Raw genomic sequence first — 13,346 nt, forward strand, 5'->3', positions numbered from 1 at the left:
ATGTCGTCAAGTCGGTCAGCCGGCCTTCGGGATCTCGTCCTCCGGCCCGAAGCGACGACCCGCACGGCAGAGGTGCGGCACGTCGCAGCGCACCTCAATCTCCTCGAAACTCGAGAGGTCCTCGAAGCCGTCGATCGAGTAGCCCATGGCGATGTTCATCTCGGCATAGTCACGCAGCGAGTGCTCGCCCCGCCCGTATTCCAGGCCGATGGTGTTGGGATCCTCGCTGCCCGTGCCCCCGAAGATCGGCATCATCCGCTTGACCAGTGGATGATCGGGGTCCTTTACGAACCTCAGACGCCCTTTGTCGTCTTCACGGGCCGGATAGGGAAGACCTCCGACATGCACCGTCTTTTCCATCTCCTGCTCCTTCATCTCTTGCTGTCCTCCGGTGTCGGGTGCGGGTCGCGCCTGCTTCCCCAGTGTTCCAGTCTCCTGGCGATCTGCGCTTCGAATCCACGTTCGTTGGGGTTGTAGACCTGTCGGCGACCCACGGAGTCGGGCCAGAAGCTCTGCCCTGAGAAGGCTCCCTCGAAGTCGTGATCGTAGCGGTAGCCCCGCTCCTTCGCCAGACGGGCGGTAGGATGGTTTATGATCCGTTCCGGTGGATAGACGTCCCCCGTCTCCCGGGCGAGTGCACGGGCGGCATGATACGCCTTGTAGACCGCATTCGACTTGGGCGCCGTAGCCACATGGACGATGGCCTGGGCGACGGCGTATTCGCCTTCGGGCGAACCGATCGTCTCGTAGGTCTGCCTCGCCGCGGCGCACACCAGGAGGGCCATGGGATCGGCCATTGCGACCTCCTCGCTGGCCATGATCGTGAGACGACGCAGGATGAACCTCATGTCCTCGCCCGCCTCGAGCATCTGCGCGAACCAGTAGAGCGCCGCATCGGGATCGCTTCCCCTGATCGACTTCTGGAAGGCGGAGACGCGGTCGTAGTGATGGTCGCGGTCGGAATCGCTGCGCCACAGCCCCACTCCGAGCACGGATGGCAGATCTTCGACCGTCAGGGGGCTGTCCGGGGAGGCGTCGTGGATCGCTTCGAGCTGATTGACCATGTGCCGTGCATCGCCGTTGGCACCATCGATGACGGCCTGTCGTGCGTCATCGTCGATCGCGAGGCGTCCGATAGAATCCTCCACCCGGGTCATTATCCTGCGGAGCGCGTCGGCATCGAGCGCCTTCAGCTTCAGCACCTTGGCCCGGCTGAGGAGAGCGTCGTTGAGCTCGTAGGCGACGTGCTCTGTCGTGCATCCGACGAGAGTGACGTGACCGGCCTCCATGGGGCCGAGGAACTGGTCCTGCTGGGCCTTGTTCAGACGATGGATCTCGTCGACGAAGAGGCAGGTGCCCCGGCCCGTGCCGGCATGCATCTCGGCCTCGGCGAATATCGCCTTCATCTCCTTGGCGTTGGTCGTGACCGCCGAGATCGGGACGAAGCGCAGACCGATGAGATCGGCGAGCAGTCTGGCGAGTGATGTCTTGCCCGTCCCGGGTGGTCCCCACAGGATTATGCTCTGCAGACGCCGTGCCGCGACCATCCGTCCGATCGGTCCTTCGGGTCCGGTGAGGTGTTCCTGTCCGATCACGTCGTCGATCGTCGCGGGCCGCATGCGCTCGGCGAGCGGCTTGGTCGCTCCGGAGGAGGGGGCTGAGGAGAAGAGGTCGTTCATGCGGCCTTGCGCTCCTCCGTTGTTCCGAGGACCACGTTCTCCTGAGAGGACGCGACCGGCCAGAGGACGATGGTGTCTCCGCTCGAAGACGGATTGAGATCCATCCGCTCGATGAGGCTGTCCGGCAGGCAGGGATGGTCTACGACGTCTTTCATCTTCATGCTGGTGGCCTTCTGCTTCAGGGCGATGAGAGTCGTCTCCGGAAGATTGAGACTGCGCATGACTATCGCGGTGTTCTTGATCGACACCCCGTTGCCGAGGTATCCCTCGCACAACAATCGGCCGCTGTTGAAGCGGACGCTGAGTTCGAGATCGACGGGCCTCCCGAAGAGATCGCTGAAGTCCTCGGCCGTCCACTTCCTCTCCTTGTGCGCGATGATCCTGCGGAGCGCCGTCACGGGATCGTCCGAGAGATGGCGAAGGATGTTCATGAGATAGGTGTTTGCCGATGTGCTTCCGCTCTTGACCGATTCGGGCGAGAGGTGCTGGAATTTATCCTTCATCTGGCCTGGATTGCTTTCCATCCGGGCGATCAGGTCCTCTATGAGCGCAAGCGTTCTGTCGTGCCCTTGGAGACCCTTGCCGGCATCATGGTTCAGGACGTATGCGCTCACGAGCGAGCCATAATGAGTCACCATGGGGATTGGACTGCTCAGGTCCTTCTTCTCCTCGATCCGGACCCTGATGCTTATGCCGTGTCTTGCGAATGCGGCTCGGGCACGGTCCGATGCCTCATCGATGGCGGCGAGGGTGGCGAGATGCCTGATCTGGTTCTCTACCACTCCGGAGCAGCGATCCTCCAAGTCCTTCAAGAAGGCCTCCTCACCGAGCGCATTGCGCATGAATCCGGACACCAGGATGTCGCATCCCTTTCCGTATGCGCTGCGGCAGAGGTCCTCCTGGAAACTGATCCTGCATCCGGCCTCAGCCCCGGCACAGTTCACGACCTTGTCCCAGTCGACCCGGCAGAACCGCCCGTGCTCGCTGCCCATGACTGTCTTCTTGATGTGTCGTGAGAGGTGCCTTGCGATATCCTTGCGTTCGGCCTGTGTGGTCACGACCCAGCGTCCGATCTCCCATCCTCCGACCCCGTCCGGTTTGACGAAGAGATTTTCGTCCGTGACTTCTGCGCCCCCTTCTCCGGTCCGGTTCATGCGTAGGAGCGTGGCGGTGCCGTCTGGTGCGACATGGACGTGGATTCCCTCGACGATCTCGATATAGGAATCAGCCAGGCGCGGGTCACCGCTTCCTTGACCGTCGAGCGCGATGACGAGACGTGCGACGGTAGTCGATCCGTCCTTGCATCCGATGTGTGCGGAAGGTCTTGTGCCGTTCGTGTTCTTCATCTCGAGCGCGGCACCCAGGATGGTGACGATGTCGTCCCTGATTCCGCGGCCTGCGTTGCGCGTGGGGTCGGGGTCGTCGATCTCGACATGATGCGAGACGGACCAGGATCTTGCATGGACGGCATCGGCCTTACTCTGGATGGTCATCCTGCTCATGTCGTTCTCCCGATGTCGTGACGAAGGGTTTTCCTTCCCCATTCAGTCTATGCCTGCCCCGTCGACGAGCATACGCCTTGCCTCCTCACGCGCTCTTGCGAGATGGGCCTGGTCACGTTCTTCGATGGCGAGGTTCTGGTCGCTGATCTTCCTGCTGAGCCAGTACATGACGAGGAATATGCCGACCATGCCGGGTATCATGGCAAGTCCGAAGTAGATCCAGCTCCGATCCGTCACGTCGAGAACGACGAAGGGCAGGAAGATGAAAGAGACAAAGGGCAGGATCATGATGATCTTGTCGAGTGCGGAGGGATTCGTGCCTTCCGGAACCGGAAGATCATGGATCTCCTTCTGTGCCTCGACCCCCCTCATGAAGGCCTCGTCGATGATCCTGGTTTCCATGTACTCGTTCTCCTGATGCGATTGCTCTGTGTGTCGGTGTCTTTCGCGCCTGTATTCCGGCGTCATCCTCGATTTGCGAGCGCGCGCAGGTCGTCGGGAAGGTCTTCCAATGCCTCTTCGTGATGAACGAGGATGGCATCGAGCTCTATGTTCGGCCGAGGGCCTCCCTTCGCCTTGTTCGTCATCGGGATGTTCTCGGCGAGATAGCAGGCGTATATCCATGCGGTGCCGAGACCGGTGGCTGTGAACCATGGCCCGAATTCACCGTCCCATGCCTTCAGCATCTCGTGTCCGTGTGCGAGTTCCGTCATCTCCAGGCCTTCGGGATGATCCTCCAGAAGACCCGCTTCGACGAGGAAGACCTTGCGGAACTTCGGTGCGCTCACGCCTTCCATACGGTCCCTGATCCACTTCAGGTCCCGTGATGCATCAGGCGTGATCTCCGCGACGAGGAGGGCGTTGCGCTGTTCGTCGCCGGTATGGTTCTCCATGGCCTCGAACTGCCTGTCGAGTCGCTGGGCATCCCCGGCATCTCCCTTTACCTCGATCGTGGTCCCGTCCTTCAGGAGGAAGTGGATCTGGCGCCCGCTCCTGGTCCATGGGATGTCGGCGAAGTCCAGTCTCTCGGCGATGTCGATGGCGCGCCTTAGATCCTTCGCATAGGTGATCGCTTCGCTTCTCTCCCGCGCCTGACGAGAGAGCCTGCCGGGATTGGAATGCCCGAGGTCAGAAGGCTCCCTGTCGGCGAGCGCTAGGGCGTTCTCGTGGTCCCTGCGGAGTTCTTCGATGGGTGTCATGTCTTGTTCCGTATTCGTCCGTGTGGATGAGGTCTCAGGCTGCCGTGAGGACACCGGGAAAAGGATGTCTTGCCTCGAGGAAGCGTATCTCGACCGAGAGGTCATCCCGGGTCTTCTTCTGCTCAGCCTCGAGTCCTTCGAGAATGGCCCGGGTTATGACGGCGAGCCCTTCGTCGAAATCACCTTGGATGCTCTTGAGCTTGGCCTCGTCGATTTCATCGGTGGCGGTGGCGCTCTCGATAGCCTCGGCATGGACGCGAAGGAGTCTCGGCAGGTGTTCTTCGACCAGCGGGGCGATGGGCGTTCCGCTGGCATCCTTCATGCGGGGATAGCGTGCGATCAGCTTCCGTGCGATCGATATCTCCTTGGCCGCCACCGGATTCCCTGTGATGACCGGCATGCTGGATATCGGCTCGACCGTCTCGTCGAAGGCGGCGAGAAGCAGATGATCACGCCTGTTCTCCAGCGTTTCATCGATGATCTCGTGACTTATCATCAGGTAGCCGATCCTCGGGTGCATGATCCAGCTGGTCGAGACCTGATCGCGGGTGTCGTCATCGGACGAACTTCTCAGCAGGATATACTTCAAGCCCTCCGGATCGTCCTCCAAGGCGTATGTGCCGGAACTGGTGCTTGCTTCGGGAAGTCTGAGACCGATATGCACGGATATGGAATCGATGTGCGCTTCGCACCTCAGGAGATCGGCGAACGCGGCGATCCTCGTCTCCTCCAGTGCTCTTGCGAACATCAGTCTTTCCCGCCTGTCCAGGGACTCGCATATCTCCTTTTCGTCGCCCCGATCGATCTTGACGGAGACACGGATGCTTCCATCGTGATCATGCGCGACCTCGATGGTCTTTCCCTCATGCCGTATCGTCTCGTTGAAGTGGAACGTGCCCTGGCGATCGAAGACCGTCTTCAGTTTCCGTCTGCTCCCGTCCTTCGGGTCGATCAGTGCCGGGTGGGCGGAGGTCTGCGGACTCGTGAGGGATAGTATGCCCGGTAGTGACTCCGTGAGGCTTCTCGCAAAGGGCCTCGAACGCATCCTGTCCATGATCTCCCGCGGCAGCGAGGTTATGCCCTTCGCCCATGACCCTGTGGAATCCCACGCGAAGACGGAGGACGCGCCGATGACGGCAGCCAGTCCTGCCTGGACGAGGAAGCCGTTTCCTCCGTATCCGAAGCCTGTCACGAATTCCACGGCACTAGATCCCGCGACCGCGAGGGAGCAGCCGGTGAGAAGGAAGTCGAGGAATCTGGTCATGGTGCTCATTTTCTGCTCCTCATCTCGACCGCCGCCATGCCGGTGGCCGGGTCGCAGCTCACACCGCTTCCTTCGGTTATGGGGCCCTGTTGGATAGCCGGGTGGAGATTGGTGAGTATCTTGCAGCCGTCGTCTGCGGATATGCGCCGTGTGAGATGGTTGCCCTGCATGACGAAACCATCGCTCAGGAAGGTCTCGTCCAGTAGGATACGGCCCTTGTCGATGAGCATGGCGCGCTCACTCTCGGTCATCTTGGGGTAGGCTTCAGCTCCGCGCATGAGGACCAGAAGGCTGCGGGATGCATCGTGGACGTCCCGTTCGCTCGGCTCCTGTGTCCAGGATACGAAGCTCATGGGCAGACTGAGAGCCGCGGCGGCCAGTGCGAAGAAGACGGAACGCCCGGATCTCGTCGGTAGGTCCTTCAGGAATCGCCGCCATTCGCGGCGGCGCAGTATGTGCTTGTCGATCATGGGTTCAATCCTGATGTTGCGTCTTCGATTGCGGTCCCCGTACGCATTCGGCCCGCCTTCCTTTGCGGGAGGCGGGCCGAATGGCTTTCGTGGGTGGATCGGTCTAGGATCAGTCCGCTGGCTGTCCTTCCGGCGGGGATCCGGGATCCTGCTGCTCTTGCGGGGGCTTCTGGGCCCGTTTGGCGGCACGCTGTTCGTCGGTAAGGGTCACTCCCCGACGTGCTGCCTCGCCCTCGATGACCTCGAGTGGGATGCCGGGATCCTCGAGCATGCTCTTGACCAGGCCTTCCTGCTGTTCCTGCTTGACGGCCGGATCCTCCGAGAACTCGACCGGGGAGCTGATCGTGAAGTTCCCCTTGGGGGCTTCGGCTGCCGTCTCTTCGTCGGGTTCGCTGCCGCAGGCACTGAGAACGAGGCCGAGAGGAAGCAGGATGAGGATCTTCTTCATGTCATTTTTTCCTTTCTCGTCAGTTGACGCAGACCATCTTCCACGTGTCGGTAGCGACCGGTCCGGCCCTGAGATTCCTGAGTTCGCCATTGCAGATGTCATCGACGTCCTTGTAGTTCCCGGCGTAATAGCTGGCCCCCGCTCCGTAGGGCATCGCCTCTTCGAGCGCAGCCCTGGTGACCAGGATCTCCTTGTTGTCGATGTCGTATTCCACAGGGATTGCGACGATGTCGTATTGCTCCGCCTTGTTCTGCGTAAGGTAACGGCACTTGGTGGTGCCGGCGTAGGATCCGTCCGTGATGTCGAAGCAGCGCGTGGCGTAGACCCCGAACCTGTAGAGGCCGTCGGACAGGTCCTCGTTGAGGGCGCGGAACTCCGTGTTCGGATACCGGTTCTTCGGATCGACGAGACTGAAGGGCATGTCCGCGTATCTGGCGGGGTCATCCGGCTCCCCGCAGAACATGGTCCAGCTGTTGCCTGCCACCCAGAACGATCTCTCGTTACCGTTGCAGATGTTGTCGATGGAAGTGCCCGCGCCCCTGCCGTCGTCGATCGAGGTGAGCGCGGGGTATGTCTCCTCGAGCACCGTCCTGTCGATGTAGACCTCGCGCAACTCCGGGACGAACGATGCCGGCATGGACACGATGTCGTAGTCGTTGAGACCGCCGTCGAGATAGTCGCAGCGCGTGGCGTCGAAGGTCTCGCCGGTGGAGGTGTCCGTGCAGCTTCGCCTGTATACCGAGAAACGGTATTCGGTCGCGTTGGGATCGGAGTTCGTCTCCCGGTTGCTCCGGTCGCTGTAGTCGTATGCATCGAACGGGTCGTTCAGAACCTGGGCCTGCACCTTGAAGTTGGCCGGATCGACCGGATCCCCGCAGAACATGGTCCACTCCTGACGGTCCGAATCGGGTCCGACCTTGATGCGAGCGAGACCTTCGGTGCAGATCTGGTCGACGTCCTTGTAGAACGAATTACTGTCGTAGTAGGACGCTCTGCCTGCTCCGTCTCCCAGAGCGCTCGAGAGATCGGCCCTCTGGACGTATATCTCACGAAGCTGTGGGACATAAGCGGCCGGGATCGACACGAGATCGTAGACGCTCGGGCCCTCCTGGAGATGATCGCACTTGTTTCCTCCGGGTTCGCCGGTCACGGTGTTCACGCATGTGGTGGACTTGACGCTGAAGGCATAGGAGGTCCCGTTGAAGTCCGAGTTCGTCTCCCTGACATGGTATTGCCCACTCGGATAGAAGACGGCCGGATCGAGCGCCAGGTTGACCTTCCGCGCATAGTCGGCGGGATCCTCCGGCGGCCCGCAGAATACCGTCCAGTCCTCGAGCCCGTTCGTCCCTCCGATCTTGATCCTGAAACCATCGAACGCGGGGTCGCACAGCTCGGCCGGTGTGTAGGCGTTGTATGAGGAGAAGCCCGCTCTTCCTCCATGGGGGAGTGCGGCCTCGAGATCCGTCCGTTCGAGATAGACGGCCTTCATTCCGTCCACATAGGTGGCCGGGAAGGTGACGTGGTCGTATTGGCTGGGGCCTTCGCTGAGATGGATGCAGTCCTGGTAGTCACCCTGCTCCGGGGAGCCGCTGGTGTAGTCCATGCAGCGAAGACCGTTCACGGAGAGCGTGAGGAGCCCCCTGTCCGCCGACGCGTTGACGTAGCGCATGGACGGCTCGATGCTGCTGTAGTTGCTGTAGGGATCGAGGAGCTTGTCCGCCACCCGCTGGTAGTTGGAGGGATCCTTCGGGGTCCCGCAGTCGATCGTCCAGTTGTTGCCGGCGACGCGCACCGTCTTCCCGCAGACGGCGTTCGCGGCGCTCTGCGATATGTCCGGAGCAGCGGCGAGGACGTCTGCGGAAGTGAGGTAGGCCGACCTGAATTCCGGACCCATCACGGCCGCGACCTCGACGATGGTGTTGGCGGGGCTCTTCCCTAGGCCGGAACAGTTGGAGTTGTCGACGATCTCTCCGGTGCTGTTCAGCTTGCACCGGATGTTGTTCACGTAGAGGTTGATCGCATCGGTGTCGGCCGTGGGATTCATGTCGCCGGGGAAGCTGCTCGAGCGTCTGGACGGATCCTCCAGCCCGTTCGCCACCCATGCATAGGTGTTGACGACGGCGGCGGGATCGCAGCTCCCCTGATAGGTCTCGCCCGATATCCCTATCGTCCCGGTGCACAACTGTTCGATCTGCTGGTCCGAGAAGTGGGGAAGGTATTCGGAATAGGTGCTCCGCGCGACGTAGTAGGTCCGCAGGTCGGGATCCATTTCGGCCGGGAAGTTGATGATGTCGCCCACCGACGGACCCTGTCCATCGACACACAGTTCCGCATCGGTGCTGATGACGCCGCTGGTGAGGAGGCATCCGTTCGTCTCGACCTCGAGACCGATGTTGCCCTTGAGGGCGTAGGTGTTCTCGCCGTTGTCCCTGAGGACGAGCGGGACCCGGCTGTAGTCCGGACTCGGCTGGATGCTGGTGCTTCCTTCCGGGGTCGCGATCGCCCGCCGCATGACGAGGACGTCGGAATCCTGCGCGTGGAGGATGGTCGGTGTTGAGACGCTGGCCAGCAGCCCCGCGGCGATGATTGCTCGCTTCACGATGTTTCCCTGTCTTCCTGATCGATTTTCAGGATAGGCTTAGGGTCATCGGGTATCCTGTGTCAACGCAATTGACCGGCGGACACGGATGTCCGCCGGTTATTGCCATGATTCATGAAGGGGTGTTCCGATCCGGATCAGTTCACGCAGACCATCTTCCATGATGCGGTGAGACCCCCGGCCTTCAGATTGTTGAGGCCTGCCGTGCAGATCTCGTTCACCGTCTTGTAGTTGCCGCTGTAGTAGCTCGCCCTGGCTCCGTAGGCGAAGGCGGACTCCAGCGCCGCGCGGGTGACCCTGATCTGCATCGTGGGCTGGTCGTAGACGACGGGGACCGATACGACGTCGTATTGCTTCGCCTTGTTGCTGGTCAGGTAGTAGCACTTGGTGGTCGGCGCCGATGTCCCGTCCGCGCGGTAGATGCAGCGCGTCGCGTAGGTGCCGAACTTGAAGACCCCACTGCTCAGATCGCTGTTGAGCGTCCGGTATGCCGTGTTGGGATACTCCGCCGTCGGATCGACCAGGCTGTAGGGGACATCGGCGTATCGTGCCGGATCGTCGGGCGCGCCGCACTTCATCGTCCAGTCGGCATTGGCAATCCAGAAGCGGGTCTCGCTGCCGTTGCAGGCATTGGCGATGGTCGATCCCACACCGTTCGAATCGTCGATGTTCGTGAGCCTCGGGTGCGCCGCGGAGAGCTGGTCCTTGTCGATGTAGAATTCGCGCAGCTGCGGCACGAGCACGGCAGGAACATCGATGATGTCGTAGGACTTGGGACCGGTGGGCAGGTAGTCGCAACGCGATGCCGTCAGGATCTCGCCGGTCTTCGTGTTCCGACACTCGGTGGAATAGACCGAGAAGCGGTATTTCGTCGCGTTCGGATCGGAATTGGTCTGGCGGTTGGTCTGATTGGTGTAGTGATAGTTCTCATAGGGGTCACCCAGTATGAGCGCACTCCGACTGAAATCCGCTGCGGTGACCGGTTCGCCGCAGCGCATCGTCCAGTCCTGCCTGTTCGTGGACGGCCCGACCTTCAGGCTGGGAAGCGTGGTCGCGCATATCTGCGAAGGCGTCTTGTAATAGACCTGGCTATCGTAGTGAGCCGCGGCGCCCTGAGACCCGAGAGCGGCGGACAGATCCTCCTGCTTGACGTACATCTCGCGCATCTCGGGCACGAATGCCGCCGGCACGGAAACGAGATCGTAGATATTGGGGCCTTCGGTGAGGAAGTTGCACTTGGTGCCCCCATCGGACCCCGTGACGGTGTTGCGACAGGACGTGGCCTTCACCGTGAAGCTGTATGAGGCGGCATTGAAGTCCGAGTTCGTGTAGCGGACGGTGTTGTTCGGATTGAAGGCATCCGGATCGAGGACCCTCGAGACGCCGCGCGAATAGTCCCCGGGGCGTTCGGGCTCGCCGCAGACGAGCTTCCAGATCTGCTGGATGTTGCTCTCGTCGAACATGTAGAAGTTGATACCGATGTGCCCGGTCGTGCATATCTGCGACACGCCCTCGACGCCGTTCGACGTGAAGCCGGCCTTGCCCTGATAGCCCGCGGCGGACTCGAGGTCCGTCTTCGTCACATAGACGGTCCGCAGCTCCGGGACCACGGTGGCGGGTAGTGTGACGACGTCGTAGTTGTTTGCGCCGGAACTGAGATAGGCGCAGTCGGCGCTTGGCATGATGGCCGGTGCGCCGCTCGAGACGTCGTAGCAGCGGGTGCCGTAGACGCTGAAGCTGACCGCATCGGCCCTCGAGATCTTGTTGATCGTCCTGACCTGGGGTGTGGACGAGGAATAGTAGTTCGAGGGGTCGATGAGTCGATCCGGGATCCTCTGGAAGCTCGCCGGATTCCTGGGGGCCGAGCAGCTTACGGTCCAGTTGTTGCCGGCGATCCTCACGGTCCGCGTGCAGACCGCGTTGACGACGGAATCGGTCATATAGGGGCCGGCCTTGCGGATCTCGGCCTGATCCACGTAGACGGTGCGGAATTCCGGCTGGAGATTCGCCGGGATCGTCCGCAGTTCCAGCGACGGGCTCTTGGTCAGGCCTGCGCACGAGGCCGATCCCACGATCGTCCTCGTCTCGTTCTGGATGCATGCCGTGGCGCTGACGTAGAGGTTCAGGACGCTCGCCGTCGCGGAAGGATTCTGGTCGCTCGGGAAGCGGGTCGTGTTGTCCTTGGGGTCACCGAGGTTGGAGGGCGTCAGAGCATAAGTGTTGACGACCGCCTTGGGATCGCAGCTGCCCCTGTATTCCACACCTGCGAGAGTCACGCTGCCCGTGCACAGGGCCTCGATCTGCTGAGCGGAGAACTGGGGGAGGAACTCGGCGTATGCATCGCGCGGGACGTAGTAGGACCTGAGGTCCGGATCCATCTCCGAGGGGAAGTTGATGATGTCGCTCCTCGATGGACCGGAGCCTTCGACGCACAACGCCTCGTCGGTGCTGATGACCCCGCTCGTCAGGAGGCAGCCGATCGCGTCGATCTCGAGCGAGATCGAACCCTTGGCGGCGTAGATGTTACGCCCCGTGTCCCTCACGGTCAGGGGAACACGCCTGAAGTCCTTGCTGGGACGTATCGTCGTCTTGCCCTTGGGCTCCGCGATGGCACGGCGCATCACGAGGACCTCATCCGTCTCCTGTGCCTGCGCGATGGTCGGCAGACAGACGCCCGTGAGCAGGCCGATTGCGAGTAGAGTACGCTTCATTCCGACCTGCTCTTCCTGAGGTGAGGTTGTTTTCAGGATGAATTACTGCGCTTCGATATCTCGGTCAATCTGCATAATTGCACGCCCTGCCGATTTTTGTGAAAGGGCTCAATCCTCGCTTTCCACGCATGGTTCGGCCGCATCGAAGATGACCGCCTCGCGGTTCGTGACCTTTGAGAATATCGGCATGTCGATGGCTTCGATCGAGCGTCGGATGACCGTGGTGGAGGCACCCTCCGGGAGATAGGCCACCGCCTTCTCCGGCAACGGGCTCTCGGAGCTGCGCATCTGGAGGAACGTCCCCCGCTTGAAGAAGGCCGGGTAGTCGTTGAAGTTCATGCCCCTGGCGAAGATCATCTCCTGCATCTGGGCCGCGCTCCTGCCCTGCAGCTCGGAGTGGGAGTAGAAGGACCGAGCGGCCATGGAGACCGCGTTCTTGCAGGCATCCTTCTCGCGCCAGAGGACCGCGTTCGCAGCCTCGGTCTTGGTCGGGACCTGGAACACCCGTGCATCGAAGTGCGGCGCCTGCAGAGCGCGCCGGGAGATCTCGGTATCCACTCGCGAGAGGCACTCGGTGACGAACATGGAGCTCGTCATGCCCGCGAGGACGGAGCACAGCTTCTGCAGCTTGCCGTCGAACATCATCGACTGCTTGATGTCCTCCACGAGGAACACCAGGGTGATCTCGTCGCTCTGGGTGTAGCCGATGCGGGCGCCGGTCTCCTCGACCAGTCTGCGTGTGACCGAGACCATGGCCTGCGACAACTGCTCGTCGTAGGGACGCTCCAGTCCCTGTGTCCATTTCGAGAATCCGCGCCCGTCCATGCGGGCGATGACGGGTGCGAAGTTCATGAAACGCCTGTCCTCACGGCGCTCGTAGTCCTTCATCCGGTCGCCCAGGGAATCCTTGCTCATCTTGTCTTTTTCCTTCTGATGGATGCCTTCGACCATCCTCTTTCCGTGTCGGGGCTCAGCCTTCCAGGAAGTCGATCAACGGCATGTCCGTCTGCGTGTCACCGTCGAGATCGAAGAGACGCACCATGGCCGTCGTCGATCCGGCCATGTGGACCGCCACCAGGCGATGGTGTCCGTCGGTCACGTAGTAGAGACCCTGATACTTTACGACAGCCGGTAGTCGATAGGGGCATTCCGGTCGGTGCCGCGCGGCGGCCTCGTCGTAGTCCTTGTTCACCCGGGGCTGTGTCGCCCGCAGGATCTGGATCGGCAGCACGACCTCGATATGGTCCTGCGTGTCGATCATGCGACCCAGACGACGGACGGCATCGCGATCGCAGTTGAAGGGCTTGCCTGTCACGTCGTGGAAGATGAAGCTCAGGTCGACCACCGCGAACAGCGGGAGGTCTTCGACTTTCCTGGCTTTCATGGTCTTCCTCGTGCCGTTGTGCGGCCCGCCATTGTAGGATGGATAGAGTGATCGGGACAACGCCGCGATGGCATTTTTCCGCAGACGTGG

At 61.5% G+C, this 13,346-nt stretch carries 12 protein-coding genes; all 12 read right to left on the bottom strand.

Features of this window, described 5'->3' with window-relative positions; translation table 11 throughout:
- Positions 1–15 precede the first annotated feature (15 nt).
- The 12 genes from Q0602_RS09080 to Q0602_RS09135 all read right to left on the bottom strand — a co-directional run bounded on the left by Q0602_RS09080 (position 16) and on the right by Q0602_RS09135 (position 13,256).
- A complete protein-coding gene (locus Q0602_RS09080; protein ID WP_298841881.1) occupies positions 16–375 on the bottom strand; it encodes a hypothetical protein in 360 nt (119 codons plus the stop codon).
- The gene (locus Q0602_RS09085; protein ID WP_298841883.1) at positions 372–1,679 is read right to left on the bottom strand and encodes a replication-associated recombination protein A; all 1,308 of its coding nucleotides are present in this window, start codon (positions 1,677–1,679) and stop codon (positions 372–374) included. The genes Q0602_RS09080 and Q0602_RS09085 overlap by 4 nt, the downstream gene beginning before the upstream one ends.
- Complete coding sequence (locus Q0602_RS09090) at positions 1,676–3,181, bottom strand: hypothetical protein (RefSeq protein WP_298841886.1); 1,506 nt, start codon at positions 3,179–3,181, stop codon at positions 1,676–1,678. The genes Q0602_RS09085 and Q0602_RS09090 overlap by 4 nt, the downstream gene beginning before the upstream one ends.
- Before the next feature lie 42 nt (positions 3,182–3,223).
- Complete coding sequence (locus Q0602_RS09095; protein WP_298841888.1) at positions 3,224–3,583, bottom strand: hypothetical protein; 360 nt, start codon at positions 3,581–3,583, stop codon at positions 3,224–3,226.
- Positions 3,584–3,645: 62 nt separating this feature from the next.
- A complete protein-coding gene (locus tag Q0602_RS09100) occupies positions 3,646–4,380 on the bottom strand; it encodes a hypothetical protein (RefSeq protein ID WP_298841890.1) in 735 nt (244 codons plus the stop codon).
- Between the two features lie 34 nt (positions 4,381–4,414).
- Positions 4,415–5,653: a hypothetical protein gene (locus Q0602_RS09105; RefSeq protein ID WP_298841892.1), complete on the bottom strand. Its 1,239-nt coding sequence runs from the start codon at positions 5,651–5,653 to the stop codon at positions 4,415–4,417.
- Entirely contained in the window at positions 5,650–6,114 is a 465-nt protein-coding gene (locus Q0602_RS09110) for a hypothetical protein (RefSeq protein WP_298841894.1), read from the bottom strand. Before Q0602_RS09110 ends, Q0602_RS09105 begins: the two co-directional genes overlap by 4 nt.
- 109 nt (positions 6,115–6,223) lie before the next feature.
- Entirely contained in the window at positions 6,224–6,562 is a 339-nt protein-coding gene (locus Q0602_RS09115; RefSeq protein ID WP_298841896.1) for a hypothetical protein, read from the bottom strand.
- A 19-nt stretch (positions 6,563–6,581) separates the two neighbouring features.
- A complete protein-coding gene (locus Q0602_RS09120; protein ID WP_298841899.1) occupies positions 6,582–9,161 on the bottom strand; it encodes a hypothetical protein in 2,580 nt (859 codons plus the stop codon).
- A 137-nt stretch (positions 9,162–9,298) separates the two neighbouring features.
- The gene (locus Q0602_RS09125) at positions 9,299–11,872 is read right to left on the bottom strand and encodes a hypothetical protein (RefSeq protein WP_298841901.1); all 2,574 of its coding nucleotides are present in this window, start codon (positions 11,870–11,872) and stop codon (positions 9,299–9,301) included.
- Positions 11,873–11,980: 108 nt separating this feature from the next.
- Positions 11,981–12,787, bottom strand: a complete 807-nt coding sequence (locus tag Q0602_RS09130; RefSeq protein WP_298841902.1) for a tRNA(His) guanylyltransferase Thg1 family protein — start codon at positions 12,785–12,787, stop codon at positions 11,981–11,983.
- A 55-nt stretch (positions 12,788–12,842) separates the two neighbouring features.
- Complete coding sequence (locus Q0602_RS09135) at positions 12,843–13,256, bottom strand: ParB-like protein (RefSeq protein WP_298841904.1); 414 nt, start codon at positions 13,254–13,256, stop codon at positions 12,843–12,845.
- Between the last annotated feature and the right edge of the window lie 90 nt (positions 13,257–13,346).

This window comes from uncultured Salinicola sp., from assembly GCF_937921195.1.
In the GTDB taxonomy this organism is placed as follows: Bacteria; Pseudomonadota; Gammaproteobacteria; order Pseudomonadales; family Halomonadaceae; genus Salinicola.

Bases quoted from the DNA above. Each gene is read 5' to 3' on its own strand.
- Q0602_RS09080 (WP_298841881.1), bottom strand. From the start codon at position 375: ATGAAGGAGCAGGAGATGGAAAAGACGGTGCATGTCGGAGGTCTTCCC.
- Q0602_RS09085 (WP_298841883.1), bottom strand. From the start codon at position 1,679: ATGAACGACCTCTTCTCCTCAGCCCCCTCCTCCGGAGCGACCAAGCCG.
- Q0602_RS09090 (WP_298841886.1), bottom strand. From the start codon at position 3,181: ATGAGCAGGATGACCATCCAGAGTAAGGCCGATGCCGTCCATGCAAGA.
- Q0602_RS09095 (WP_298841888.1), bottom strand. From the start codon at position 3,583: ATGGAAACCAGGATCATCGACGAGGCCTTCATGAGGGGGGTCGAGGCA.
- Q0602_RS09100 (WP_298841890.1), bottom strand. From the start codon at position 4,380: ATGACACCCATCGAAGAACTCCGCAGGGACCACGAGAACGCCCTAGCG.
- Q0602_RS09105 (WP_298841892.1), bottom strand. From the start codon at position 5,653: ATGAGCACCATGACCAGATTCCTCGACTTCCTTCTCACCGGCTGCTCC.
- Q0602_RS09110 (WP_298841894.1), bottom strand. From the start codon at position 6,114: ATGATCGACAAGCACATACTGCGCCGCCGCGAATGGCGGCGATTCCTG.
- Q0602_RS09115 (WP_298841896.1), bottom strand. From the start codon at position 6,562: ATGAAGAAGATCCTCATCCTGCTTCCTCTCGGCCTCGTTCTCAGTGCC.
- Q0602_RS09125 (WP_298841901.1), bottom strand. From the start codon at position 11,872: ATGAAGCGTACTCTACTCGCAATCGGCCTGCTCACGGGCGTCTGTCTG.
- Q0602_RS09130 (WP_298841902.1), bottom strand. From the start codon at position 12,787: ATGAGCAAGGATTCCCTGGGCGACCGGATGAAGGACTACGAGCGCCGT.
- Q0602_RS09135 (WP_298841904.1), bottom strand. From the start codon at position 13,256: ATGAAAGCCAGGAAAGTCGAAGACCTCCCGCTGTTCGCGGTGGTCGAC.